Source organism: Mycobacterium lentiflavum, from assembly GCF_022374895.2.
Classification (GTDB): Bacteria; Actinomycetota; Actinomycetes; order Mycobacteriales; family Mycobacteriaceae; genus Mycobacterium; species Mycobacterium lentiflavum.
Map to the genome: position 1 here is coordinate 5,781,188 of NZ_CP092423.2, position 26,267 is coordinate 5,807,454.

General features: G+C 67.1%; 26 protein-coding genes. 10 read left to right on the top strand and 16 right to left on the bottom strand.

From position 1 onward, the window contains the following. Position 1 precedes the first annotated feature (1 nt). Genes MJO58_RS26925 through glf form a run of 3 tightly spaced genes read right to left on the bottom strand, consistent with a single transcriptional unit; the run spans position 2 to position 3,595 of the window. On the bottom strand, positions 2–520 hold the full coding sequence (locus MJO58_RS26925) for a phosphatase PAP2 family protein (protein WP_239721516.1): 519 nt from the start codon (positions 518–520) through the stop codon (positions 2–4). Continuing rightward, complete coding sequence (locus MJO58_RS26930; RefSeq protein ID WP_239721518.1) at positions 513–2,399, bottom strand: glycosyltransferase; 1,887 nt, start codon at positions 2,397–2,399, stop codon at positions 513–515. Before MJO58_RS26930 ends, MJO58_RS26925 begins: the two co-directional genes overlap by 8 nt. Continuing rightward, positions 2,396–3,595, bottom strand: a complete 1,200-nt coding sequence (gene glf, locus MJO58_RS26935) for a UDP-galactopyranose mutase (RefSeq protein ID WP_239721520.1) — start codon at positions 3,593–3,595, stop codon at positions 2,396–2,398. Before glf ends, MJO58_RS26930 begins: the two co-directional genes overlap by 4 nt. A gap of 252 nt (positions 3,596–3,847) precedes the next feature. Between glf and MJO58_RS26940 the strand changes: the two genes are divergently transcribed. The 3 genes from MJO58_RS26940 (at position 3,848) to MJO58_RS26950 (ending at position 8,713) form a co-directional block, all read left to right on the top strand. Beyond that, complete coding sequence (locus tag MJO58_RS26940) at positions 3,848–4,945, top strand: PirG (protein ID WP_239721522.1); 1,098 nt, start codon at positions 3,848–3,850, stop codon at positions 4,943–4,945. Positions 4,946–5,087: 142 nt separating this feature from the next. After that, positions 5,088–6,740, top strand: a complete 1,653-nt coding sequence (locus MJO58_RS26945; protein ID WP_420845296.1) for an N-acetylmuramoyl-L-alanine amidase — start codon at positions 5,088–5,090, stop codon at positions 6,738–6,740. Between the two features lie 47 nt (positions 6,741–6,787). Further along, on the top strand, positions 6,788–8,713 hold the full coding sequence (locus MJO58_RS26950) for a spermine/spermidine synthase domain-containing protein (RefSeq protein WP_239721523.1): 1,926 nt from the start codon (positions 6,788–6,790) through the stop codon (positions 8,711–8,713). A gap of 10 nt (positions 8,714–8,723) precedes the next feature. Here MJO58_RS26950 and MJO58_RS26955 read toward each other — a convergent pair whose 3' ends face one another. The 7 genes from MJO58_RS26955 to MJO58_RS26985 form a co-directional block, all read right to left on the bottom strand. After that, complete coding sequence (locus MJO58_RS26955; protein WP_239721524.1) at positions 8,724–9,191, bottom strand: DUF350 domain-containing protein; 468 nt, start codon at positions 9,189–9,191, stop codon at positions 8,724–8,726. A 32-nt stretch (positions 9,192–9,223) separates the two neighbouring features. Continuing rightward, complete coding sequence (locus MJO58_RS26960; protein ID WP_239721526.1) at positions 9,224–10,390, bottom strand: glutathionylspermidine synthase family protein; 1,167 nt, start codon at positions 10,388–10,390, stop codon at positions 9,224–9,226. Next, positions 10,387–11,055: a hypothetical protein gene (locus MJO58_RS26965; protein WP_239721527.1), complete on the bottom strand. Its 669-nt coding sequence runs from the start codon at positions 11,053–11,055 to the stop codon at positions 10,387–10,389. The genes MJO58_RS26960 and MJO58_RS26965 overlap by 4 nt, the downstream gene beginning before the upstream one ends. A gap of 100 nt (positions 11,056–11,155) precedes the next feature. Beyond that, positions 11,156–11,983, bottom strand: coding sequence for an HAD family hydrolase (locus MJO58_RS26970; RefSeq protein ID WP_239721528.1), 828 nt, complete (start codon positions 11,981–11,983; stop codon positions 11,156–11,158). 91 nt (positions 11,984–12,074) lie between these two features. Continuing rightward, complete coding sequence (locus MJO58_RS26975; RefSeq protein ID WP_239721529.1) at positions 12,075–12,860, bottom strand: lysophospholipid acyltransferase family protein; 786 nt, start codon at positions 12,858–12,860, stop codon at positions 12,075–12,077. Positions 12,861–12,881: 21 nt separating this feature from the next. Continuing rightward, a complete protein-coding gene (locus MJO58_RS26980; RefSeq protein ID WP_090597814.1) occupies positions 12,882–13,631 on the bottom strand; it encodes a lysophospholipid acyltransferase family protein in 750 nt (249 codons plus the stop codon). A gap of 6 nt (positions 13,632–13,637) precedes the next feature. Further along, on the bottom strand, positions 13,638–14,405 hold the full coding sequence (locus tag MJO58_RS26985) for a lysophospholipid acyltransferase family protein (protein ID WP_090597816.1): 768 nt from the start codon (positions 14,403–14,405) through the stop codon (positions 13,638–13,640). Positions 14,406–14,465: 60 nt separating this feature from the next. Here MJO58_RS26985 and MJO58_RS26990 point away from each other — a divergent pair, with 60 nt between their 5' ends. Genes MJO58_RS26990 through MJO58_RS27000 form a run of 3 tightly spaced genes read left to right on the top strand, consistent with a single transcriptional unit; the run spans position 14,466 to position 17,163 of the window. Next, on the top strand, positions 14,466–15,233 hold the full coding sequence (locus MJO58_RS26990) for a phosphotransferase (protein WP_239721530.1): 768 nt from the start codon (positions 14,466–14,468) through the stop codon (positions 15,231–15,233). 38 nt (positions 15,234–15,271) lie between these two features. Continuing rightward, positions 15,272–16,822 (top strand): MBL fold metallo-hydrolase, encoded by a 1,551-nt coding sequence (locus MJO58_RS26995; protein WP_239721532.1) that lies wholly within the window; start codon positions 15,272–15,274, stop codon positions 16,820–16,822. Next, entirely contained in the window at positions 16,819–17,163 is a 345-nt protein-coding gene (locus tag MJO58_RS27000; RefSeq protein ID WP_090597822.1) for a hypothetical protein, read from the top strand. Before MJO58_RS26995 ends, MJO58_RS27000 begins: the two co-directional genes overlap by 4 nt. Here MJO58_RS27000 and MJO58_RS27005 read toward each other — a convergent pair. Beyond that, entirely contained in the window at positions 17,160–18,716 is a 1,557-nt protein-coding gene (locus MJO58_RS27005) for a phytoene desaturase family protein (RefSeq protein ID WP_090597824.1), read from the bottom strand. The genes MJO58_RS27000 and MJO58_RS27005 overlap by 4 nt on opposite strands. A gap of 49 nt (positions 18,717–18,765) precedes the next feature. Continuing rightward, positions 18,766–19,413, bottom strand: a complete 648-nt coding sequence (locus MJO58_RS27010; RefSeq protein ID WP_090597826.1) for a TetR/AcrR family transcriptional regulator — start codon at positions 19,411–19,413, stop codon at positions 18,766–18,768. Between the two features lie 69 nt (positions 19,414–19,482). Between MJO58_RS27010 and MJO58_RS27015 the strand changes: the two genes are divergently transcribed. After that, the gene (locus MJO58_RS27015) at positions 19,483–19,977 is read left to right on the top strand and encodes a DUF2834 domain-containing protein (RefSeq protein WP_239721533.1); all 495 of its coding nucleotides are present in this window, start codon (positions 19,483–19,485) and stop codon (positions 19,975–19,977) included. Here the strand turns inward: MJO58_RS27015 and MJO58_RS27020 are convergent. Both MJO58_RS27020 and serS read right to left on the bottom strand, forming a co-directional pair. Then, positions 19,974–21,017, bottom strand: coding sequence for a GGDEF domain-containing protein (locus tag MJO58_RS27020; protein WP_175364314.1), 1,044 nt, complete (start codon positions 21,015–21,017; stop codon positions 19,974–19,976). The genes MJO58_RS27015 and MJO58_RS27020 overlap by 4 nt on opposite strands. A 129-nt stretch (positions 21,018–21,146) precedes the next feature. Further along, entirely contained in the window at positions 21,147–22,403 is a 1,257-nt protein-coding gene (gene serS / locus MJO58_RS27025) for a serine--tRNA ligase (protein ID WP_090597832.1), read from the bottom strand. Positions 22,404–22,514: 111 nt separating this feature from the next. On the opposite strand from serS, the gene MJO58_RS27030 reads away from it, so the two are divergent. The 3 genes from MJO58_RS27030 to MJO58_RS27040 all read left to right on the top strand — a co-directional run bounded on the left by MJO58_RS27030 (position 22,515) and on the right by MJO58_RS27040 (position 24,538). Beyond that, positions 22,515–23,900, top strand: a complete 1,386-nt coding sequence (locus MJO58_RS27030) for a septum formation family protein (RefSeq protein WP_239721535.1) — start codon at positions 22,515–22,517, stop codon at positions 23,898–23,900. 4 nt (positions 23,901–23,904) lie between these two features. After that, entirely contained in the window at positions 23,905–24,255 is a 351-nt protein-coding gene (locus MJO58_RS27035) for a metallopeptidase family protein (RefSeq protein WP_090597836.1), read from the top strand. A 91-nt stretch (positions 24,256–24,346) separates the two neighbouring features. Beyond that, entirely contained in the window at positions 24,347–24,538 is a 192-nt protein-coding gene (locus MJO58_RS27040) for a hypothetical protein (protein WP_090597839.1), read from the top strand. Here the strand turns inward: MJO58_RS27040 and MJO58_RS27045 are convergent, their stop codons facing one another. Together MJO58_RS27045 and pheA are read right to left on the bottom strand one after the other, a co-directional pair. Beyond that, positions 24,539–25,225, bottom strand: a complete 687-nt coding sequence (locus MJO58_RS27045; protein ID WP_090597841.1) for a histidine phosphatase family protein — start codon at positions 25,223–25,225, stop codon at positions 24,539–24,541. Next, positions 25,222–26,193: a prephenate dehydratase gene (gene pheA, locus MJO58_RS27050; protein ID WP_239723468.1), complete on the bottom strand. Its 972-nt coding sequence runs from the start codon at positions 26,191–26,193 to the stop codon at positions 25,222–25,224. The genes MJO58_RS27045 and pheA overlap by 4 nt, the downstream gene beginning before the upstream one ends. Positions 26,194–26,267: the final 74 nt, after the last annotated feature.

Consider the following 26,267-nt stretch of genomic DNA (forward strand, 5'->3'; position numbering starts at 1 on the left):
CCTATCTCGACTTTCTATCGAGCCAGAGTGCAAGGCGAGCGACCGCGGCGCCGAGCGCCACGCCGAAAGCAACGTCGCTGGGATAGTGCACGCCCAGCAGTATCCGCGACACCGCCATCGGGGGAACCAGCACCACTGGCAGCGGCAGACCGGTGGCCCGGCCCATCAGGATCGCGGCGGCCGTCGTGGAGGTGGCATGCGCGGACGGGAAGCTGAGTTGACTGGGAGTACCGACATTGACCCGCACGGCCGGATCGTGCGGGCGTTTGCGTCGCACCATCCGCTTGATCAGCACGGCGGCCGCATGCGCGGCGAACGTGCCGGCCGCGGCGACCAGCCATTCCCGCCGGCGGCGCTCCCACAACAGGGCGCCGAGCAGTTCGACGATCAGCCACCCGACGCTGTGCTCGCCGAAGTGCGACATTCCGCGCGCGACGGCCAACACCCCGGGGCGGCCAGCCAGTGCCGACTGAACGGCGACCATCGCGGCCACTTCGCCGCGCGGCGCCGGTTCAGGCATGGCTTGTTTCCGATAGCAGCACGGTTTCCCACTTCTGCTTACTGGACAGCACCGGCAGCGCGTCGCGGTACACCCGGCGCATCTCATCGAACCGGCTCAGCAGCTGGCGCTGGCGCCGCAGCGACTGCAGCAGCAGCGTGAACATCTTGCGCCGATCGCGCTGCCGGTAGACCACGCCGCATCCATCGGCGGTGGTCACCGTGACTCCGTCGACCGTGCACAGCCGAAACCAGCGCGCGTCCTGGGTCGGCACGTTGAACTCCGGGCGCCGGTGGCTTTCGGGGTCGGCGGTCTTGAGGTTGTGCAGAATTCCGCGGGCCAACCGGTAGCTGATCGACACCGGGTTCACCGGCGGCTTCATCGCCTTGGTCTTGTGCTGCGGCGCAGGCAGTTCGCTGGCGGCCGGCAGCACGACCGCGTCCGGGTACTCCTTGCGCAGCCGATGTACTTCCGGCAGCCCCGATTCCAGGATCGAGAAGATGTGCTCCGGGCCGGCCAAGAAGTCGTCGATGGCCCGGTTCTGGATCACGACGGTCGAATATTCAAGGCAGGCAAGGTGTTTCAATGTCGCTTTCAGGTGGCTGCGCACCAGACCGCGGACTTCACCGTCCCAGTGCAGCGCCGCGACCACCAGCCGGTTGCGCAGGTGGAAGTAGGCCTGCCAGTCGATCGCGTCGTCCTTGTCGCTCCAGGCCATGTGCCAGATCGCGGCGCCGGGCAGCGTGACGGTCGGGTAGCCGTGCTCGCCGGCGCGCAGCCCGTATTCGGCGTCGTCCCATTTGATGAACAGCGGCAGCGGCTGGCCCAGCTCCTCGGCGACCTGGCGCGGGATCATGCACGTCCACCAGCCGTTGAAGTCGACGTCGATGCGGCGGTGCAGCAGCGCGCTGCGATCGTTCTTGTCGTTCAACGGGAATTCGGCGAAGTTGTGGTCGTACTCGGCGTGCGGCGCGGCGGTCCACATGAAGTTCGACTGGTCGACGACCTCGCCCATGATGTGCAGGTGCGACGGCTCCTGCAGGTTGAGCATCTGACCGCCGATCAGCATCGGCGTCTTGGCGAAGCGGTTCATCGCCAGCACCCGCAGGATTGTGTCCGGCTCGATGCGGATGTCGTCGTCCATGAACAGAATCTGTTGGCAGTCAGTGTTTTTCAGCGCCTCGTACATCACCCGGCTGTAGCCACCGGACCCGCCGAGGTTGGGCTGGTTGTGGATCGAGAGCCGGTTGCCCAGATCCGCGGCGGCCGCCGCGAAGTCCGGGTGATCGCGCACCTTGCGGGTGCCCTGATCCGGCACGATCACCGCACCGATTACCTTGTCCACCAACGGGTCTGCAGTCAGATCGGCGAGCGCGTTGACGCAATCGGCGGGGCGGTTGAACGTCGGGATGCCCACGGCGATGTTGGCCGTGCCCGGCGCGGGTTCGGTTGCATACCAGCCGCCGCTGACCAAGTTGACCGCGGTGTCGGTGGTGATGTCGAACCAGATCCAGCCGCCGTCCTCGAACGACTTGAGCGGCACCTCGATCTCGACGACGGCCGGCTGCTCGTCGGTCCCGACGAATTGGCGGCCCTCCACCGAGATCCGCACCCCGGTGGCCTTGGTGCGGTACACGTCGACGCGACCGGTTCCGGTCAGCTCGACCCGCAGCACCACCGACGTGCAGATGGACCAACGGCGCCAGTAGCTCGCCGGGAAGGCGTTGAAATACGTGGCGAAAGAGACCTCGGACTCCTTGCCGATCTCCAGGGAGGTGCGGCTGGTCGCGTGCGCGCGCCGCGCATTGGTGGTCGACTCCTCGAGGTACAGCTTGCGCACATCGAGCGGTTCCCCCGGACGCGGCAGGATGATTCGGGACAGCAAGCTCACGGCGGTCACGGGCGCGCGCCTTCCTCTTCGGTCAACGGGGTTCCGTCGCGCAGGTGCGGCGCGAGGGTGTTGTCGTACATGTTCAGTGCGCTGGCAATCGCCATGTGCATATCCAGATACTGATAGGTGCCCAGCCGGCCGCCGAAAAGTACCTTCGACGAGGCGGTCTCGGACTTCGCCCTCCCCCGGTAGGCGGCCAACAGGGCGCGGTCGGCCTCGGTATTAATCGGATAGTAAGGCTCGTCGTCGTCGGCGGCGAACCGGGAGTACTCCCGCATGATCACCGTTTTGTCGGTCGGGTAGTCACGCTCGACGTGGAAGTGTCGGAACTCGTGGATGCGGGTGAAGGGGACGTCGGGATCGTTGTAGTTCATCACCGGGGTGCCCTGGAAGTCGCCGACGGGTAGGACCTCGAGCTCGAAGTCCAGCGTGCGCCAGCCGAGCCGGCCTTCGGCATAGTCGAAGTAGCGATCCAACGGGCCGGTGTAGACGACCGGGGCGTCGGGGCTCTCGGCACGCAGTTGGTCGCGGACGTCGAACCAGTCGGTGTGCGTGCGGACCTCGATGCGCTCGTCGGCGGCCATGTTCTCCAGCCAGGCGGTGTAACCGTCCAGTGGCAGGCCCTCATAGGTGTCGTTGAAGTAGCGGTTGTCGAACGTGTAGCGCACCGGCAGCCGGGTGATGTTGGCCGCGGGCAGTTCCCTCGGATCGGTCTGCCACTGTTTGGCGGTGTAGCCCTTGACGAACGCCTCGTAGAGCGGCCGGCCGATCAGCGAGATGGCCTTCTCCTCGAGGTTCTGCGCGTCGGCGGTGTCGATCTCGGCGGCCTGCTCGGCGATCAGCTGCCGGGCCTGCTCGGGAGTGAAGTACTTGCCGAAGAACTGCGACACCAGGCCCAGCCCCATCGGGAACTGGTAGGCCTGCCCGTTGTGCATCGCGAACACCCGGTGCTGGTAGTTGGTGAATTCGGTGAACTGGCGCACGTAGTCCCAGACCCTCTTGTTCGAGGTGTGGAACAGGTGGGCGCCGTACTTGTGGACCTCGATACCGGTCTGCGGCTCCGCTTCGGAGTAGGCGTTGCCACCAATGTGCGGGCGTCTCTCGACGACCAGCACCCGCTTTCCGAGTTGGGTGGCCACACGTTCGGCGATGGTGAGGCCGAAGAATCCGGATCCGACGACGAGGAGGTCAAAACGAGTGGTCATCGGTTGCTTAGGGTATCCGACCCCGCGGGGGCTACCCCAGTTGGCGAGGCTGGCGCGGTGGGATTCGAGCACGTGAAGCCTGGTTTGCAGTGACCCGAATCGCACGTAACGCCCAGGGTCGCAAATACCTCACGATTCAATATCGCCACTCTAGTAACAGCTTTCCCACTCGTACCATCGAATCTGTGTGGTTCCCACCGGATACGGACCGGCGGGATCGTCCGACACAACCGATGAATAGAGGAGACTTCCGTGCCGAACCGACGCCGTCGCAAGCTCTCGACAGCCATGAGCGCGGTCGCCGCCCTGGCAGTGGCGAGTCCATGCGCTTACTTCCTTGTTTACGAATCGACCGCCAGCGGTAAGCCGGTCGAGCACCACGATTTCAAGCAGGCAGCCGTCATGACCGACCTGCCCGGCGAGCTGGTGGGCGCGCTGACTCAGGGTCTGTCCCAGTTCGGGGTCAACCTGCCGCCGATTCCCGCCCTGGGTGGTGCCGGCACCGGGACGACGGGCCTGGGGACCACCGGGCTGACCAGCCCGGGCCTGGGCACTCCGGGCCTTGGGGCCACCGGTCTGACCAGCCCGGGTCTGGGCACTCCGGGTCTGACGAGTCCAGGTCTGACGAGTCCGGGTCTGACTAGCCCCGGCCTGACGAGTCCGGGCTTGACTAGCCCCGGCCTGACGAACCCCGGCCTGACCCCCGGTCTCACCAGCCCGGGTCTGACACCCGGTGCCGCGCCCAGTGCGCTGACGCCCGGTGTACCCGGTACGCCGACCACTCCCGGGATGCCTACCATGCCGGGCGCGGGGCTCAACCCGGCGCTGGCCAACCCCGGGCTGACCAGCCCGGCCGGACTGACTCCCGGTGGCCTGGGCGCTTCCAACGAGGTGCCCATCAGTGCGCCGATGGACCCGGGTGCCGACGGCACCTACCCGATCCTGGGTGACCCGTCGACGCTGGGTGGCGGTTCGCCGATCGGCGGTGCCAGCACCGGCAGCAGCGGCGGTGGCGGCCTCGTCAACGACGTGATGCAAGCCGCTAACCAGCTCGGCGCTGGTCAGGCCATCGACCTGCTCAAGGGCCTGGTGATGCCGGCCATCATGCAGGCTCAGGGCGGCGCGGCCGGTGCGCTGCCGGGTGCCGCGGGCGCCCTGCCGGGTGCGGCCGGTGCGCTCCCGGGTGCCGCCGGTGCGCTCCCGGGTGCCGCCGGTGCGCTGCCGGGTGCGGCTGCGGCCCTGCCGGGTGCGGCTGCGGCCCTGCCGGGTGCGGCCGGTGCGCTGCCGGGTGCCGCGGGCGCCCTGCCGGGCGCGGCCGCGGCGCTTCCCCCGGCGCTGCCTCCCGTCTAAAACTTCGGGGGTCCTGTCACCTGACGGCACCGCAGAGTCACCAATCCTCTGCGGTGCCGTCGAACAGTTTCCGGACCGGTTTTGACACGCGGAAAACGTGTCGCCTCATTAATAACATCAGAAACACACGTAACATCAGCTGGTGTTGTCTCGCCACCGTCCGCCCACGATGTTGCTGACGGCCATCGCGGCGACGGTAGTACTGGTCTCGGCGGTTGCGGACCTAACCCGCGACCACGGCGCGCCCGCCGCCGCTCGGCCGAGTCACGACACCAAGCTCGCCGAGCAGCCGCTGGTCGGGCTCGGCGGCGGGGTCACCGTTCGTGAAGTCACCCAGGAGACGCCGTTTTCGCTGGTCGCGCTCACCGGCGACCTGGCCGGCACCTCTACCCGGGTGCGGGCCAAGCACCCCGACGGTTCGTGGGGGCCCTGGTACCAGACCGAATACGAGACCGCGGCGCCGGACAACGGCCCACCGGCCGGCGAATCGGCCCCGCCACCCGGACCCACCGAGGGACCCCGCAGCACCGATCCGGTGTTCGTCGGGACCACGACGACCGTGCAGATCGCGGTCACCCGCCCGCTCGACGCCGCGGTAACCGTGGCGGTACCACCCGCCGCACCGGTCAACGATCTGGGTTACCGGCCCGCCTCGCGGGAACAGCCGTTCGGACAGAACATCTCCGCGATCCTCATCTCCCCGCCGCAGGCGCCGACACAGTGGACGCCGCCGGCCGGAGTCGTGATGCCCGGCCAGGCACCGCCCATCATCAGCCGGGAGGAATGGGGCGCCGACGAGTCGCTGCGATGCGGTAGTCCCCAGTACGACAACGGGATTCGCGCAGCAGTCATCCATCACACCGCGGGCAGCAACGACTACTCGCCGCTCGAATCGGCGGGCATCGTCAAGGCCATCTACACCTACCACAGCAAGACATTGGGCTGGTGCGACATCGCCTACAACGCGCTGGTCGACAAGTACGGCCAGGTGTTCGAAGGCAGCGCCGGCGGTCTCACCAAGGCCGTCGAGGGCTTCCACACCGGCGGCTTCAACCGCAACACCTGGGGTGTCGCGATGATCGGCAACTTCGACGACGTGCCGCCGACCCCGCTGCAGCTTCGCTCGGTCGGCCGGCTGCTGGGCTGGCGCCTGGGCCTGGACGGCGTCGACCCCAAGGGCACGGTGACACTGGAGTCCGCGGGCAGCCACTACACCACCTACCCGGCCGGCGCCGTTGCGACGCTGCCGACCATCTTCACCCACCGCGACGTCGGCAACACCGACTGCCCCGGCAACGCCGCCTACGCGCTGATGGACGAAATCCGGGATATCGCATCCCATTTCAACGACCCGCCGGAGGAATTGATTAAGGCGCTGCAGGGCGGCGCGATCTACCAGCACTGGCTGGAGCTGGGTGGGATGAACAGCGTGCTGGGCGCGCCCACCTCGCCGGAGGACAACGCCGAAGGCGACGCCCGCTACTCCACCTTCGCCAGGGGCGCGATGTACTGGTCGCCGGCGACCGGAGCACAACCCGTCACCGGCGCGATCTATGACGCCTGGGCCGCACAGAGCTACGAGCGCGGCCCGCTCGGCTTGCCGACCAGCGCCGAAATCCAAGAGCCGCTGCAGATCACGCAGAACTTCCAGCATGGCACGCTGAACTACAACCGTCTCACCGGCGACGTCAACCAGATCCTCGACGGGATCACCACCCAGCTCTCTGGACAAGCGCCCAGCGCCCCGGCCGTCCCGCCGGAACACTTCTCGCTGCCGACCCATCCGGACGCCTGACTCCGGGCCCCGCACACGGCGCCGACCCGCGTACTAGTCTGCGACCTGTGCCCGAGACGCCGTATCTGAGCATCGATCTGGGTCGGGTGCGCGAGAACTTCCAGGCATTGCGCGCCGCGTTTCCCCAAGCGCAAATCCGCTACGCGGTCAAGGCGAACCCGGCCGAACCGATCCTGCGCCTGCTGGCCGCGCAGGGCTGCGCATTCGACGTCGCATCGGTCGGCGAGATCGACACCTGCGCCTTGGCCGGGATCGACGGCGGCCTGCTGACGTTCGGGAACCCCGTCAAGAAGCCCGCCGACGTCGCCCGGGCACAAGCGCGCGGGGTGCGGCGGTTCGCGTTCGACACCGAACAAGGACTCGACGCCATCGCCGAACGCGCGCCCGCCGCAGCGGTGGAATGCCGTATCGCGCCAGACTTTCCGTCGTCGGTGACCCCGTTCGGCCACAAGTTCGGCTGCGCTGCGGATGCCGCGGCCGAATTGCTGAACCGGGCCGCGCGGCTGGGACTTCGCCCCGAAGGCGTGTGCTTTCACGTCGGGTCGCAGCAACTCGACCCATCGGCGTGGGATCTTGGAATTCGCTGTGCTGCAGCTGTATTCGACGATATAGGGGAAAACGGCACGATCAACGTCGGGGGCGGTTTCCCGCTGGCGTACGCGGTTGGCGCGCCGGATCTCGACGTCATTGCCGAGGCCATCCACGCGGCACTGGCCCGCCACTTCGGCGCGACGCCGCCGCAGCTGGCTATCGAACCCGGACGGGCCATCGCGGGTTCGGCGGGCACGATCAGCTGCGCGGTGGTCGCGGTGCGGACGGGCACCGACGCCCGGCGCTGGGTGTACCTCGACATCGGCCGCTACGGCGGTCTCGCCGAGACCGAAAACGAGTACATCCGGTACCGCTTGCGGACCGACCGCGATGGCGATCCCTTCGCCGATGCGGTAATCGCGGGTCCGACCTGCGACGGAGATGATGTGCTCTACCAGAGCTATCCGCTTCCGGTCACCCTGAGTCCCGGCGACCGGGTCGAGATCGCCGATGCCGGCGCGTACACCGCGAGCTATTCCTCTGTGCAATTCAATGGATTCCCGTCATTGCCAACCTATTTCGACGAACCATCGGACAACAGATGGGAGGTCGCCGAACCCCTGGCGCCGGGGCTGACCCGAATCTGGGACGTCGCCGAGGTCATCTGCGAAGTCGACACCGAATTCCAGAACCTGGTGATCGGCCGAACCCAGCAGGGCGTGTCGTTGTTCAGCGACGGCGAACGTCAGAGCACCGAGTTGAGTCAGCTCGTCTATCACGAGGCGCTCCTGGTACCGGCGCTGCTGCTGGCCGGCCACGTCGATCGGGTGCTCGTCATTGGCTCGGGCGAGGGCGTGGTCAGCCAGCAGGCGGTATCGGCGGGGGCCACCCACGTCGATCACGTCGACATCGATCGCGAGGCCGTGCGGCTGTGCGCGCGACACCTGCCCTACGGCTACACGGTGGACGAATTACTCAGGGCGGAAACAGGTTCCGGGCCGGTTGCCGTGCACTATTGCGACGGGTGGGAATTCGTGGACCGCGCCACCACGCAGTACGACGTCGTGGTGATCGATCTTCCCGACGAGCGCACCGAAGCGGTCCAGCATAACCGGCTCTACGGCACCGAGTTCCTGCGACGCTGCGCGAGGATCGGCCGGGTGGTCGTCGCTCAGGCCGGCTGTCCTACGCTGTGGCGCAATGAATCGCTGCGCGCGTCGTGGCGGCGGTTCCGGGAAACCTTTCCAACCGTCCTCTATTTCGGTAGCGACGAACACGAATGGGCGTTTCTTTCCGGGCTGACCGAAACTTGCGACGACCCCCTCGCAACGATGTCGGCGCGCCTGCCGACGCTGCCCTACCGCCCCCAGACCATCGATGCGGACACGCTCGCCGCGTCCACCGTGCCGCCAAAGAGCCTGCGGGACCGCGATTCCCGCTAAACAGTTGCCGTCAGAGGATCGCGACCGCCACCACGATGCCGAGCGCGACCTGCGCGGCGGCCACCATCAGCGCCTCATAGTTGAACTCATCGGAGTTGAATAACGCGTCCATGTCGATGCCGATCACCATGGTCGCGATCCGCATCATCACCACCTGGGCGACGATGCCCACCAGGCCGAAGACCGCCGAGCCCACCAACCCTTCGGCTAGCTTTCCGGACGACGAGTAGATCGCCAGCACGACGATCAACGCCATGCTCACCATTCCCGCGGCGGACACGATGATCGCGTTCGGCTTTCCGACGTTCACCATCCTGCGCAGCGGACCCGGCGTGGTGAGGTCGATGGCGTAGAACCCGACCAGCATCAGGATCAGCCCGACGATCGCGTACAAGATGATGGCGCCCGCGCCACGGCCGAGCACCGCCCAATAGCCCTGGTCCCAATAGCCTGAATTCAGCGCCACGATGTTTGTCATCGGTGATCAACTCCGTTCACTTGCTCACAAGTTCACTTCTGGGGGATCCGGTGTGGGACAAAGGCTGCGCCGTCGTCGGTGATCAGTCCCGCAGTCTCGCGAATGCCGAGGCCGGCGGCCGTATCGCCGACGATCCAGGCGCCCAACGCAGGCCGCATATCGTCGAATTCGGGTAGCGGGTCCAACAGCTGATAGACGTATCCCTCTTCGCCGTAGACACCACCCGTCGCGGTCTGGGTGCCGGCACCGACGACGGTGATGTTCGCGCCTTCGCGCCCCAGCTTGGGTTTGCGCACGTATTCGGTCAGCTCGTGCGGATCGTCGATGTAGGCGGGTAACAGGTTCGGGTGACCCGGATACATCTCCCACAAGATGCCGAGAATCGCCTTGTTGGACAGCAACGTCTTCCACAGCGGTTCGATCCACGCCGTCTGCGGCAGGCTGGACACCACGTGCTTGCCAAACTCGTCGTCGAGCACCCACTCCCACGGGTAGAGCTTGAAGACCGCGTGGATGGGTGACTCTTCGAGGTCGACGAAGCGCTCCAGCGCGGAGTCCCAGCCGATGTCCTCGATCATCAAGCCGACGGTCTGAAAGCCCGCTTCCGCGGCCGTTTCCTGCATGTAGGTGGTCGTGATCTGGTCCTCGCCGGTGGCCTCCACGCCCGACCAGCTCAGGTGCAGTTCGTCGTTGGGCAGCAGATCGCGCAGCACCTTCCACCGGTCGACCAGCTGCTCGTGCAAAGAGTTCCACTGGTCGTCTTCAGGGAAGCAGTCCTTGAGCCAATACCATTGCAGGATAGCGGCTTCCAGTAGCGTCGTCGGCGTATCGGCGTTGTACTCGAGCAGCACCGCCGGCCGCCGACCGTCGTAGCGTAAGTCGAAGCGGCCGTACACATGTGGGTCCGACCGTCGCCAGGACTCGGCAATCGGCTGCCAACTCCATTCCGGCAGACCAAATTCCGCGTAGCGCTCCATCAGAACGACCTGCTCGACGGCGTTCAGGCACATCGAATGCAGCAGTTCGACATCGGCTTCCAGCGCCAGGATCTCGTCCATCTCGAACTCGTAATACACCGATTCGTCCCAGTACGGGCGGTACCGTCCCCGGGCGTCACGCGCGGGCGTCCCGTACACCAGGCCTTGCGATTCGACGATTGTCTGCCACTTCGGCCGCGGTCGGCGCCTGGCGCGCTTCACGAGCCGCTGCTCTTCCCGGGCGAGGAGCCGCCCAGGCCGCCGCGCGAAATGCTGGTCCCCGATTTGGTGGTGATGTTGGCGCCCTTGGGCGCGGTGGTCGTACCGCCAATCGGCCGCGAACCCACCGAGCCCGAACTGCCGTAGTAGTAATGGTATTGGTGCCCGCCGTAGTAGAAGAAGCCGTTGAGTCCCTCGGTGTGACCGGTGCAGTAGCTGTCCGGCACGATCACCGGCTGACCGCTCGGATCTTCCTGGACGCACTGCGCGGTGACGGTCGGCTCCGACAACATCCAATACCCGAGGCCGGCCACCAGGCCGACCACGCCGACGGCGGCCGCGGCGCCCATCAACACGCGCTTCTGGTGGCGCCGCTTCTCCTCGGCCGCCAGCCGCGCCTCTTCGAGTTCCTTCTTCCTCTTCTCGTATTTGGCGCGGGCCCGCTGTTCGGCGGGTGTGGGCGGGCGTGGCGTCGTCGTCGCCGCGTCCTGGAACTCCATGCTGCCGCCGGACGGGAATCGTCCCGACTCGTCGTCGTCCGCGGGTGGCTCGACGTCGCGGCCGGTGGGTTTCTCGGGCTCCGGCTTATCGCCGGCCGTGTCGTCCAGGTTGTCGGCGTTGTTCTCGGTGGGCTCGCCGCCCTTCGGCGGCTCGACTTCAGACCCCACTAAGACACCTGACGAGGGGCAACAGGCCGGAAGGCGGGCACGCGGGCAGTCTGCCACATTTGCTACGGCTTCGGCAGAGATCAGCACCGCCGCGGCGGGCTTAGCCCCACCACCGTTCCAGCACGCGTCCCACGCCGTCGTCGCTGTTGCGCGCGGTGACCTCGTTGGCGGCGGCAAGCACCTCGGGATGGGCATTGCCCATGGCCACACCATGGCCGGCCCACCGCAGCATCGGCAGGTCGTTGGGCATGTCCCCGAACGCCACCACTTCGGCGCTGACGATCTCGAGCGGTCTGGCGATCTCCTCGATGCCGGTAGCCTTACTGACGCCCAGCGGCACCACCTCCACCAGTCCGTTATTGGTCGAGTAGGTGATGTCGCCCTCGACGCCGACGTGCTTGGCCAGCTCGGCGGCCATGTCCGCGCTGCGGGCACCGGCCTTGCGAATCAACAGCTTGATGGCCGGCGCGCTGAGCAAGTCATCGATCGACACCTCGGTGTTGTCCGGATTCAGCCACGCGTGCTCATAGCCCGGCGAGCTGACGAACTGCGGGGTCGCCGTGTCGTGGGCGCTGCGGCCGATCCGCTCCACCGCCAGACCCGCCCCGGGAATGACGCGGGTCGCAAGCTCGACCAATTCGGCCAGGGTGTCGACGGGCAACGTGCGCGCCGACACCACCCGGTCGGTGGCGGGGTCGTAGATGACGGCGCCGTTGGCGCACACAGCCATCGGCGCGAAGCCCAGCTCGTCGACGATGGGACGAATCCAGCGCGGCGGGCGACCGGTCGCCACAATGAATTGGGCGCCGGCGGCGACGGCGGCGCGCACCGCCGCACGGGTGCGCGGCGTGATGGTTTCGTCGTCGTCGAACAGGGTGCCGTCGACATCGCAGGCGATAAGCGCCGGCGGCGAAGTCGCCGCTGTCATTGAGCCGTCACTCAGGCGATCCGCCCGTCCAGCCCGACGGCGAACCCCGCCCTCGTCACCGCCCTCGTCAATGCACTCTTCCCCGCCCTCGTCAATGCCGTCCGCTTTGCTTATCCCCCGGCCGGGTGACTCCGTCGGTCCCGTACTTCAGGGCCCGCTGCTGCAATTCGACCAGCCGGATCTGCTGGGAGTCGTCGCGGTTCGGCGCGCTGCCGCCCAGGCGCCGCGGCACCCAGAACTCGCCCGGCGGATGCGGATACTCCTCCTGCACCCGGTAGAGCAGCTCATTCATCGCCCGGCGCAGCGTCGCGTTGAGTTGCTCGACCGAACCGTGCGGAGCAATCGGGCGCCCGGCGGACACCGTGATCGGAATCTTGTTGCGGAACACCTTCTTTGGATGATCCTTCGGCCAAATCCGGTGGGCGCCCCAGACAATCAGCGGAACGATCGGCACCTGCGCGTCCAACGCCATCCGCGCGGCACCGGACTTGAATTCCCGGAGTTCGAAACTGCGGCTGATGGTGGCTTCGGGGTGCATCCCGATCAGTTCACCCGCCCGCAGTCGCTGCACGGCCGTCGCGAAGGCGTCGTGCCCGTTGCGGCGGTCCACCGGAATGAGCCTGGCGTGCTTGATCACGTAGTCGACGGCCTTCACGTCGGCCATCTCGGCCTTGATCATGAAATACATCCGCCGGCCCCGCTCCCGTACGGCAAACAACGACGGAAGCCAGTCCAGGTAGCTGGTGTGGTTCTGCGCGATCAGTGCCGGGCCGCGCTGCGGAATGTTCTCCAGCCCGTGGAACGTGAACTTGGTCCCGTTCATCGCGACGAGCGGGGGAACGATCAATTCTCCGAACCGGTAAAACCCCTCTGCCATGTCTTCTCCTCCGCCGTAAGGCTACTGGCGCGGCGTGCGGTTCGCCGCGCGCGCCGCGGCCTCGTCAGCCTCGATCTGCGCCGCCTCGGCCATCGTCGGCGCCCCTCCGCCCAGCCGGTGCGGTACCCAGAACTCCCCGGCCGGGTGCGGGTACTGCTGCTGCGCCTCGTAGAGCAGCTTGGTCATGGCCTCCCGCAGCGCGCGGTCGGTCTGGGCGATGTCGCCGTCGGCGCGCAGCGGCGGTCCGACCTGCACGGTGATCGGCACGTTGTGGCGGCCGATGCGGCGGGGATGGTCCTTGGTCCAGATCCGGTGCGCACCCCAGACGATGACGGGGACGATCGGCACACCCGCTTCGCGGGCCATCCGGGCTGCCCCCGTCTTGAACTCCTTGAGCTCGAAACTGCGGCTGATGGTGGCCTCCGGATACACCCCGACCAGCTCCCCGTCCCGCAGGCGCTGCACGGCCACCGCGTAGGCACCCGACCCGGCGTTTCGGTCCACCGGAATGGTGTGGGTGCGCTTGATCAGGAAGTTCACCACCTTCACCTGCTGCATCTCGGCCTTGATCATGAACCGCAGCCGACGGCGGCGGCGGCGCATGGCCAGCCCGGCCGGCAGCCAATCGACGTAGCTGGTGTGGTTGATGGCCACCACCGCACCCCCGCGCTCGGGGATGTTGTCGACCCCGCGGTAGCTGATCCTGGTGCCCGTGGCGAAGACTCCCAATTGGGACAGGATCTCCAACGTGCGATAGGTCGGCTCCACCATCGGCGGCTACTCCGGCGCCCCCGCGGCTTGGGCCCGCCGTGCCGCTCGCGCGGCCGCCTCCTCGGCGTCCATCCGAGCGGCTTCCGCCAAGGATGGGGCGCCGCCGCCCAACCGGCGCGGCACCCAGAACTCACCGGCCGGGTGCGGTCCGTACTGCTCCTGCGCCCGTTCCAGCAGGTGCTGCATCCGCGAGTGCAGCAGCCCCCGCAGCTCCGGCACACCCAGTGTCGGTTCGATCGGCTCACCCACCAGCACCGTGATCGGTACCTTCGGGCGAGCGAGCTTCTTCGGGTGGCCCTTGGTCCAGATGCGCTGCGCACCCCAGACGATGTGCGGAACGATCGGCACCCCGGCCTCCACGGCCATCCGCGCGGCACCGCTCTTGCATTCTTTGATCTCGAAACTGCGGCTGATGGTCGCTTCGGGGTAGACGCCGACCAGCTCGCCGTCCTTGAGATTCCGGACGGCCGCCTCGTAGGACGCCGCCCCGTCCTGCCGATCCACCGGGATGTGGCGCAGGCTGCGCATGATGGGCCCGGTGATCTTGTCGTCGAACACCTCTTGCTTGGCCATGAACCGCACTTTGCGGCCGAGGCCCTGCTCATACGCCGGGAGCCCAGCGAACGTGAAGTCGAGGTAACCAGTGTGGTTGATCGCGATGACCGCGCCGCCACTGGTTGGTAGGTTCTCGACGCCGGAGACCGTGATCTTCAGGCCCTGGAGACGCCAGACCAGGCGAGCAAGCGCAATGACAGTCCCGTATACCGGTTCCACAGCTTGTCAGCCTAGTGCTCCCGACTGTGAGCCGCCTGAAGTGGTGAAAAGAGGTGATCCATGAGCTTCCCGTCGTCGCCGCCGCCGGTGCCCGCGATCGTCGACCGCCTCGCCGCGGGCCGGCCCGTGCGCGCGGTCTGGGTCAACGAGGAAAACGGGGTGACCTTCCGGCTCGGCGGGAGCCACACCGGCCCGGAGTTCGTCAAGACAGCTAACCCGCGCGGCACCGACTTCGCCGCCGAAGCGCGCCGGCTGCGTTGGGCGGCCCGGTACGTGGCGGTGCCGCAGGTGCTCGGATTCGGGGTCGACGGCGACCGCGCCTGGCTGCACACCCGCGGGCTGGCGGGCCGGTCCGCGGTGCACCCGCGGTGGCTGGCGGCCCCGCAGGTGGCGGTGCGCGCGATCGGTGCCGGCCTGCGCGACCTGCACGACGGATTGCCGACGGCCACATGCCCTTTCGAATGGTCGGTGGCCGGCCGGCTGGAGGCGCTGCCCCCGACGACCCGGGACCGCGTCGGCGATCCGCCGCCGGTCGACCGGCTGGTGGTCTGCCACGGTGACGCGTGCGCACCGAATACCCTGATCGACGACGACGGCCGTTGTTGCGGACACGTTGACTTCGGCGAACTCGGGGTGGCCGATCGATGGGCCGATCTGGCGGTCGCCTCGCTCTCGCTGGGCTGGAACTATCCCGGCCGAAATTGGGAGTCCGAGTTCTTCGCCGCTTACGGTGTGCAACCGGACCCGGCACGCATCGAGTACTACCGGCGGCTGTGGCAGGCCTGCGATCCGACCTCAGCTCCCACCTCCGAGACCACCTCACGCTAAGCTCGAAGCGATTCGACTGGACCATTCGAAAGGCATTTGTGCAGGTCACGAGCGTCGGCCACGCCGGATTTCTGATCCAGACCCGGGCGGGCAGCATTCTGTGCGATCCCTGGGTCAATCCGGCTTTCTTCGCGTCGTGGTTCCCGTTTCCGGACAACACCGCACTGGACTGGGACACCCTCGGCGACTGCGACTATCTGTATGTCTCACACCTGCACAAGGACCACTTCGACGCGAACCACCTGCGCGATCACGTCAACAAGGACGCGGTGGTGCTGCTGCCCGACTTCCCCGTGCCGGATCTGCGAAATGAACTGCAGCAACTAGGTTTTCACCGGTTCTTCGAGACCAGCGACTCCGTCAAGCACCACGTCAGCGGACCCAAGGGCGAGCTGGAGATCATGGTCGTCGCGCTGCGGGCACCCGCCGACGGCCCGATCGGCGACTCTGCCCTCGTCGTCTCCGACGGCCAGACAACGGTTTTCAACATGAACGACGCCCGGCCGGTCGACTTGGACATGCTCGCGACCGAGTTCGGGCACATCGACGTCCACCTGCTGCAGTACTCCGGGGCGATCTGGTATCCAATGGTCTACGACATGCCGGCCCGGGCTAAGGAGTCGTTCGGTATCCAGAAGCGGCAGCGCCAAATGGATCGCGCACGCCAGTACATCGCGCAGGTGGATGCGACCTGGGTGGTGCCATCCGCGGGACCGCCTTGCTTTTTGGACCCCGAGTTGCGCCACCTCAACGACGACCACGGCGATCCGGCCAACATCTTCCCGGACCAGCTGGTGTTCTTGGACCAGATGCGCCGCCACGGACACGATCGCGGCCTGCTGATGATTCCCGGGTCGGTCGCGGATTTCACTGGTAGGTCGATGAACTCGCTGCATCACCCGCTGCCCGACGACGACGTCGAGGCCATCTTCACCACGGGCAAGGCGGCCTACATCGCCGACTATGCCGAACGGATGGCCCCGGTCTTGGCCGCCGAGCGGGCGGGCTGGGCACCCGCGGCCGGCGAGGCGCTGCTGGAACCGCTGCGCGGGTTGTTCGAGCCGATCATGCTGCAAAGCGACGAGATCTGCGACGGCATCGGCTACCCGGTCGAGCTGGTGATCGGCCCCGATACGGTGGTCCTCGACTTCCCGAAACGGATTGTCCGCGAACGTATTGCGCATGAGAAATTCCGATATGGCTTTGCGATCGCCCCCGAATTGGTGCGCACCGTGTTGCGCGATCGGGAACCGGACTGGGTCAACACCATCTTCTTGTCCACGCGTTTCCGGGCATGGCGGGTCGGCGGGTATAACGAGTATCTGTACACCTTCTTCAAGTGCCTGACCGACGAACGCATCGCCTACGCCGACGGCTGGTTCGCCGAAACCCATGACGACTCCGCGTCGATCACTATGGACGGCTGGGAGATTCAGCGCCGCTGCCCCCACCTCAAGGCCGACCTGTCGAAATTCGGCGTGGTCGAGGGCGACACGCTCACCTGTAATCTGCATGGCTGGCAGTGGCGCCTCGACAACGGCCGCTGCCTGACCACCCGCGGTCACCAGCTGCGGAGCCGCCGGGTATGACCGAGACCTACCGGGAATCCTACGATGACGGCCTGGTGCAGTTGGACCGGGCGGCGATCACGTTGCGGCGCTACCACTTTCCTGACGGTACGTCGAAGATCATCGCGCTGGACGCGATCCGCGGATACAAATCCCAACCGCTGGGCTGGTTCACGGCGCGGTTCACCCTGTGGGGCGGTACCGATCCGCGCTATTGGCTGCCGCTGGACGTGCAACGACCACTGCGGTCGACGTTGATCACCCTGGACATCCCGGGCGCCCGGCCGAATCCCGCGTTCACACCGGCGCGCCCGGATGAGTTCATCGCCCTACTCGAGAGGCTGCTGGCCCGGCTCGGCTAGCGGTCTTCCAGCGCCGCATGCGCGGCGTTGTAGCCAGGGGTGAAGGTGATCCCGGGTCCGCCGTGACAACCCGCACTGCCCAGGTACAGCCCCTTGATCGGGATCGGTTGGCCGAGAAAGCCTCTCGGACCCGGCCGATTGGGACCGATCTGGTTCGCGTTCAACAGGCCGTGGCAGTAGTCGCCGCCGGGGGCGCCGAACATCACTCCCATGTGCTTGGGTGTGAAGGTGGTGTGCCGGATGATGCTGCGTTCGAAATTCGGTGCCAGCCGGGTGATCTTGTCGATCACCCGCTGACCCATCTCGACCTTCGCCTGCCCGTAATCCACGTCGCCCTCGATCGGGAAGAACAGCGCGAATACCGACGCGGCATGCTTGCCGTCGGGCGCCAGGTCCGGGTCGTTCTGCGACGGGATCTGCAACACGACCGTCGGGTCGGCCGGAACGATGCCGCGCCGGGCGTCCTCCCACTGCTGCTGGACTTCTTCCGGCGTGCAGAACAGCCCGATGGAGGCCTGCATGGCCCGGTCGTTGAGGATCTCGTAGGGTGCCGCGAATTCGGGGGCCTCGTCCAGTGCGAAGTGCATCTGCAAGTAGCTGCCGCGGTGATCGATGCGCGCATAGCGTTCCCGGATATCGGCGGGCAGCGCGGCGGGATCGACCATCTCGTTGAGCGTGACGTCCGGCGCGACGCCCGACACCACGATCGGGGCGTTCAACGTCTCCCCCGCCTCGGTGCGGATCCCGGTCACCTGTCCGTCGGCGACCAGAATGTCGGTCACCTTGGTACGCAACCGAACTTCGCCGCCGTGGCTCTCGAACACCTCGCGCAGATGGGCGGTCAGCGCGCCGATGCCGCCGCGCAGCTTCTTCATCTGCATGGTGTCCCCGGTCGGAACGCCGAGTCCGAAGGCGAGCGCCGCAGCGCTTCCCGGCGTGGCCGGCCCGCGGTAGAGCGTGTTGACGGCCAGCACGGTCATCGAGCCGCGGATCGCACCGAACTTCTCGCGGTCCGGAAGGTAGCGGTCCAACACGTCGGTGACCGACCCGAACAGCATGTCGTCGATCGCCGAGCGCTCGAATTCATTTGTGGCACAGGCATACATCTCATCGATGCTCTTGGGTGGCGTCCCGGCTTCGAATCGGCCCAACGCGCGGCACGGCGCCTGAGCCCATCCCATCAGGCCCGCCATCCCGTTGACGGCCTCCGCCCCGTGCACCTCGTTGAGGTGGGTGAACAGCTTGATCGGATCGCTGTACTGGATCAGCGGATCATCGCCGACACCACGCACTGCCACCGACATCACGTCCAGGTCGATCGTCGGCATCGTGTCGAGCCCGAGCTCGTGGACCACCTGGGACGACGTCGGGAACAGCACCGAGCCGGCGATCTCGAACTGGTACCCGTCGAACAGCTCGACGGTGGACGCCATACCGCCCGCGTAGAGCTTGGGGTCCAGGCACACCGTGCGCAGTCCCGCCTTCTGCAGCAGCACGGCCGCGGTGAGCCCGTTGTGCCCTGCACCGATAACGATCGCGTCATATTCAGTCATGTGCCTGCCCTCCGGAAAGGAGGCTCGCACGGCCGCAAAGTTTTGTCAATTATGACGAAACTCGCCGGCCGGTCGCCGAGCTCCACGAGTCGGTGATGCCCGCGCGCAGCGACTCCAGCGCGGCGTGACACAGCCGCGCGAGTTCGCCCAGCGACCGGTCGTCGCTCTCCATCCATACCTCCATCGCGCCGAACACCGCGGCCGCGATGCACCGAGCGGTAACCGCGGTGCGTACCTGTTCGTCCACCGCCGGATGCGCGGTGCCGTTGGCCCCGCCGCTACGCCGTTGTAGTTGCGCGCCAATGGCATCGGCGAAGTCGGCCTGGACCTCGCGGATGTGGCGAACGATGCGACCGGGGTCGAGTTCGTCGTGGCGCAGGGCGGCGATTTTGGTCACCGCGTCGACGTCATAGGGGAACGCGAAGATGGCCGACTGCACCGAATCGATGATCGCCTCGTCGGGCGGCCGGGCATCCAGCGCCGCCCGAAACCAGTGCAGCCCGGTGTAATCCGCGAACAGCAAGTCGTGCTTGGACGTGAAGTGGCGATAGAACGTGCGCAGCGATACCCCGGCATCGGCGGCAATCTGTTCCGCCGACGTGTCTTCCACGCCCTGGGCCAGGAATCGCACCACCGCAGCCTGGCGCAACGCATCGCGGGTGCGCTCACTGCGTGCCGTCTGGGCGGGCCTGACCATTTGAGTAAGGTACCAAGAAATGTTGTGTCAATATTGACAAAACTTCGCGGCGGGGGTGAGACTGCGCCCATGGTCTCCCTCATCACCCACGCGGTACTCGGACTCGCGGTCATCATCTGGATCGTCAGGTCAAACTCGACGGTCTTCGCCCGGCCCGCCGGCGGCGGATTCTTCTCTCCGATGGAAATCGTCTACTACGTCGTCGGGATCGCGTCGGTCGCGCTCGGCTGGTACTTCAACATCACCTACGTGGCGCAGTACTCGCACGGATCCACCAACCCGCTGTGGGGCGAACACGGGAGCTGGGCCGAATACATCAAGCTGATGTTCACCAACCCCGCGGCCAGCTCGGCCAGCCAGGACTACACGATCGCCAATGTCGTTCTGCTGCCGATCTTTACCATCGTCGACGGCTATCGCCGCGGGTACAAGCGACCCTGGCTGTACTTCGTGTCCAGCCTGTTCACCAGCTTCGCGTTCGCGTTCGCGTTCTACTTCGCGACGATGGAACGGCAGCGCCGCCACGAACAAGAGCGCGCGATGGTCCCCAAAGTCAACGCCTAAGGCTGCGCGCTTCGCGGGATCGGTGCCCGGTGATGGCCGACCTGATTGCCCCCGCGACGTTTCGCCACGTACATCGCGTCGTCGGCGGCCACGGTCAGGGCGGCGATCAAAGACTCGGGCTCATGCACTCGAGGGTCGGGACGGGCGCCGGCCGTCCCGACGCTGGCGGTGATTCTGAACGGTAACCGTGCGATGGCCTCACACAGCATTTGTGCCCGCCCGTCCACCTCGTCCGGGTTCCAGCCGGCGGCGATCACGAATTCCTCGCCACCCGAGCGGCCGATGACCGTGGCGTCGTCGCTGGTGTCTCGCAGCGCGCGAGCCACCGAGACGAGCGCTGCGTCGCCGGTGCCGTGCCCATGGAGATCGTTCAGCTGTTTGAAACGGTCCAAGTCGATCACCGCGATCACGAGATGACCGAACTCCTCGCTCAACTTTTCCGCCAGCACTTTGGCGCGCCGCTCGAATCCGCCGCGGTTCAGCAACCCGGTGAGTTGGTCGCGTTCGGACTGGAGCGCGTCGGCGCGAAGCACGTATACAACCGCTTGGACACCGAACGGCACCGCCAGGTTCAGGATCAGCAGAACCTCGTATCCGCAGGACGCGGCCACGATGCCGTACCTTTCGGCAAGGCGGACGAACTCGTAAGCACCTACCAGCGCGGTGATCACGAAGTTGTAGAGCATCAGCGGTGCGGTGTGAAACAGCGAGATGTAACTGGCCAGCGTCGCGAAGGTCATGCAGGCGAGCACGGCGGAGATCGGCCCAGTCTGAGACAGCGTGGTCAGCACGATGCTCGCGTTGCCCAACACCGTCAGCCGGACCGCCTGGCCGCGGCCGGGCCAGTGCAGCGCCCACAGCGCGGCCACGATCGCCGCGCCGATACACCCCAACGCCGCACAGATGACCCCCACGGGGGTGCGCGGCCCCAACGAGCTCCAGATCGTCGCGCCCGCGGTGACGGACAACGAGCCCGCAATTGCGGCGATGGCGACCCGCGTGACCGTGTCCATCCGCCGGGTCGCCAAGTGTGCGCTCAATTGGTCATAGTGATCGGTTTGGCGCCACCACAAGCCGATCACACCTCGCACGCTCGACCTCCCCCTCCAAAGGCCAGACCGACTGCTCGATCATAGGGTCCGCGGCGCGCCTCGGTGTCGGTTCGGCGGCTAAGTCGGTTCCAACACCTCGGTCCCGACGAACGGCACCAGCGCCTCGGGTACCCGCACGGTGCCGTCGGGCCGCTGGTGGTTCTCCAGGATCGACACCAGCCAGCGGGTGGTGCCCAGCGTGCCGTTGAGCGTGGCCGCGATCTGCGGCTTGCCTCCCGCGTCGCGATAGCGGGTGGCCAGCCGGCGCGCCTGGAACGTGGTGCAGTTCGACGTCGACGTCAGCTCACGGTAGGTCTGCTGGGTCGGAACCCAAGCCTCACAATCGAACTTGCGAGCCGCCGACGACCCGAGATCGCCCGCGGCGACGTCGATTACCCGGTACGGCACCTCGATGAGCGCCAGCATCTCGCGCTGCCAGCCCAGCAGCCGCTGGTGTTCGGCGTCGGCCTCGTCCGGCGTGCAGTAGACGAAACCTTCGACCTTGTCGAATTGATGCACCCGGATGATGCCGCGGGTGTCCTTGCCGTAGCTGCCGGCCTCGCGGCGGAAACACGACGACCAGCCCGCGTACCGTAGCGGGCCGCCGGACAGGTCCAGGATCTCGTCGGCGTGGTAGCCCGCCAATGGCACCTCCGAGGTGCCCACCAGGTAAAGGTCGTCGGCCTCGACCCGGTAGATCTCGTCGGCGTGGGCGCCCAGAAATCCGGTGCCGGCCATCACCTCCGGACGGACCAGCACCGGCGGGATCATCGGGACGAATCCGTTCTCGACGGCCAGCCGCAGCGCCAGCTGTAGCAGGCCCAGCTGCAGCAGCGCGCCCTTGCCGGTCAGGAAGTAGAACCGCGAGCCGGACACCTTGGCGCCGCGCGCCATGTCGATCAGACCCAGCGACTCACCCAACTCCAGATGATCCTTCGGGTTCTCGATCGCCGGCGGCTCACCGACGATGTCGAGCACCGCGAAGTCGGCCTCCCCGCCCGCGGGCACCCCGTCGATGACGACGTTCGAGATCGCCATGTGTGCGGCGGTGAACGCCGTCTCCGCGTCGGCCTGGGCGGTCTCGGCCGCCTTCACCTCTTCGGCGAGCTGCTTGGCGCGCGCCAACAAGGCCGGGCGCTCCTCGGGCGACGCCTTGCCCACGCTCTTGCTGGCGGCCTTCTGATCGGCGCGCAGCGTGTCGGCCGTCGAGATCGCGGCCCGGCGGGCGGCGTCGGCCGTCAGCAGCGCGTCGACCAGCGCCGGATCCTCACCGCGGCTGAGTTGGGAGCGGCGGACGGCGTCGGGGTCTTCCCGGAGCAGCTTGAGGTCGATCACGGCCGCAAGATTACTTTCGGCCGGGCGCCCGCCGCGCGGAGCATCCGAAGGAGCTAGCCCCAGGACTCACATCTGTAACTTTTGTCACGTTCGCTCGGGCGTCCTGTCAGAATGGAGGCGATGTCGGACACGCTCGAGACGGAAGTCGCCGCGCCAGGCCCGCCCGCCGCCGAGGCGGAGCGGCCGCTGGCCGGCTTCCAGTTGCCGCGCACCCTGCAGGCGACGGCGACCCGACGGGCGTTGCTTCTGTTCGCGCTCGGCGGGCTGTTGATCGCCGGCCTGGTAACCGCACTGCCGGTCGGCGGGCCGGGGCAGGGCCGGCTTGCCGGCTACCTCGACAGCAATCCGGTACCCAGCACCGGAGCTAAGACCGACGCCGCCTTCAACCGCGCCAAAAGCGGCGATTGTCTGATGTGGCCGGACGTCACACCGGAGTCCGCGAGCATCGTCAAGTGCACCGACGACCACAAGTTCGAGGTCGCCGAATCCATCGACATGCGCACCTTCCCCGGCTCGGAATACGGTCCCAACGCCGCCCCGCCGTCGCCGGCTCGCATCCAACAGATCAGCCAGGAGCAGTGCGAGGCCGCGGTGCGCCGTTACCTCGGGCCAAAATACGACCCCAACAGCAAATTCAGCGTCAGCCTGCTGTGGGCGGGTGATCGGGCCTGGCGCCAGTCCGGCGAGCGCCGCATGTTGTGCGGCCTGCAGATGCCCGGCGCGAACAACGAACAGGCCGCTTTCAAGGGCAAGGTCGCCGACGTCGACCAGTCCAAGGTGTGGCCGGCCGGCACCTGCCTGGGCATCGACTCGACCGCCAACCAGCCCATCGACGTCCCGGTCGACTGCAAGGCGCCGCACGCGATGGAGGTCACCGGCACGGTGAACCTGGCCGAGAAGTTCACGGGGGCGCTGCCGGCCGAGCCCGAGCAAGACGGCTACATCAAGGACGCCTGCACCAAGATGACCGACGCCTATCTCGCGCCGGTTAAGTTGCGCACCACCACGTTGACGCTGATTTACCCGACCGTGGCGCTGCCGAGTTGGTCGGCGGGTAGCCGCGAGGTCGCCTGCAGCATCGGCGCCACACTGGGCAACGGGGGCTGGGCCACCCTGGTCAACAGGGCCAAGGGTCAGCTGCTGATCAACGGTATGGCCCCGGTGCCGCCGCCCGACATTCCCGAAGAGCGGCTGACGATGCCGCAGATGCCGCAGCTTCCGGTTCAGGTTCCGGCCAGCCCGGCGAGCCCGCCCCAGCAGTCCAACGCTCCCCCGGAGATGCCGCAGGGCAATCAGCACCTGCCCCAGCAGCAGCCGGTGGTGACACCGCCCCGGGCGACCACGCAAGCCCCGGCTAACCAAGCGCCGCAAGATGTTCCGGCGCCTCCGGCCGACAACGGTGCACCGCCGGCGGGCAACCAGGCGCCACCGCCGATGCCGGACGCACCTCCACCGGGCGCACCGCCCGCGCCAGCCGAGCCGGCACCGGCAGGCTAGCCGCGTGGCCGTGCGGATGGATCCGCAGCGGTTCGACGAACTGGTCTCCGACGCACTCGATCTGATCCCTGCCCAGCTGGCGGCCGCGATGGACAACGTCGTCATCCTCGTCGAGGACCGCCATCCCGACGAGCCCGAACTGCTGGGGCTCTACGAAGGGGTGGCGTTGACCGAGCGTGACTCCGACTACGGTGGATCGCTGCCGGACGCCATCACGATCTACCGCGAGGCACTGCTAGATATCTGCGACTCCGATGACGACGTCGTCGAGGAGGTGGCGATCACCGTGATCCACGAAATTGCCCACCATTTCGGTATCGACGATGACCGGCTCGAAGAACTGGGCTGGGGCTAAAGATTCCCGAGATTTCCGAGATTCCCGCAATCCGCCGATCTTCTCCGCGCGGCAGCGCGGATTTGTCGTCCCCTGGTGCTAGGAACAGCCTATGAGCGCAGAATGCCGCGACTGCCGAGCCGGCCTAGAACACTGCCACGGCACCATCATTCGCCACTCGCTGCGCCGTTCGGAGTGCACCGAGCCGGACTGCGTCAGCCCCGAGCTGCTGGCGCACACGTTCGTCATCGACTGCGACGCCGTCGGCTGCACCTGCACAGAATTGGTGGCGCTGGCGGTCTGATCAGCCCATCGGATCGGTGCCCGAGTGCACCGCGTCCGCGACGGGGCTCGGCTCGGGCTCCGGGTAGAACGGCGGCGTCAGGGTTCCCCATCGCACACAACTCCACCGCCCGTCGGTGATCGGGGCCAGCACCACCGACTCCGCATTGCCCAGGTGGTTGTCCAGGGCGAAGCCGGCGTCGACTCCGGCCAGCACCGCGGATACCAGCCGGATCGCCGCGCCATGGCTGACGACGACGATGTCGCCGGTCCACGCGTGGTCGTCGAGGTAGCGCATCCGCAACTCGGTAAGCACCGGGACGTAGCGGTCCAGCACGTCGTTGGCGGTTTCGCCGCCGGGCAGCGCCACGTCGAGTTCGCCGTGCTGCCAGCGCTCGTAAATGGCGTTGAACTCCGCGACCGCCTCGTCGTCGTTGCGGTTTTCCAGGTGCCCCACCTGTACCTCGTGTATCCCGGCGAATTCACGCGGGGCCACGTCGACGTGGCTGCCGATCACCGCGGCGGTCTGTGCCGCCCGGTTGGCCACCGAGTGCGCGAGCAGCGCCGGGCGCCCGGCGTCGAGCGCGAACGCCCGCGCCTGGTCGCGCCCCGTCGGCGTCAGATCCGTCCCGGGCGGCCGGGTGTCCAGCCGCCGTTCGACATTGCCGAACGACTGGCCGTGCCGAAGCAGCACCAACCGACCACTCATCGTCTAAATCCCCCCGCCGAAGCATCGGCCTGCTCAGGTTTACCCTCCCGCAGCCGCGCCAGCCAGCGCGACGCCTCGTCTGGTGGTGGTGGCCCGATGCCCGTCGCCGAGCCCGTCGGCCAGGAACCTAGATACCGCACGTCCACACAACGACGGTGCAGCGCCTTGAGTGCCTCGGCGACAGCATCGTCGTCGATATGTCCCGCGCAGTCGACGAAGAACTGATAGGTACCGAGTTCGGTTCGGGTCGGCCGGGATTCGATTCGGGTCAGGTCGATGTCGCGGATGCCGAATTCGCCCAGCGCCGCGAGCAGTGCGCCCGGCGCATTCTCGATCCGCAACACCACCGAGGTGCGATCGGCACCGGTACGCACCGGCGGCGGCCCTGGGCGGCCCACTAACACGAAGCGGGTCCGGGCGTTGAGTTCGTCGACCACGCCTTGGGCCAGCGACTCGAGCTTCCAGTGCGTAGCGGCCAGCGGCGAGGTCACCGCGGCGTCGGCCTCACCCTTGGCCACCTGCCGCGCGGCATCGGCGTTCGAGTACGCCGGGCGCAGTTCGACGTCGGGCAAGTTGGCGGCGAGCCAGCGGCGCACCTGGGCGGCAGCCACCGGAAAGGCCGCCAGCGTCTTGACGTCGTCGGCGCCGAGTTTCTTACCCAGGCCGGGTTGGACGACGATGCTGAAGGCCACGTCCAGCGTCGTCTCGGCGAAGATCTGCATCGGCGAGCCGTTCGCAAGGCTGTCCAATGTCGGCACCACCGTGCCGTCGATCGAGTTCTCGATCGGCACACACGCGTAGTCGGTCTCCCCGCTGCGGACTGCCTCGAGCGCGGCGGGCGTGCTTTCGATCGGTGTCCGCTCTACCGGGCCCAGATGATGGTCGGGGATCAGCCCGGCCGACATCATCTGCAAGAGCGCTGCCTCGGTGAAGGTCCCTTCGGGACCGAGGTAAGTGATGCCGACCACGGTGACAACCCTAGTGGCCTCCATCAAAAAGCGGCCTTGCTTCGACCTTCGATCTAAGTTAACTTAGGCTTACC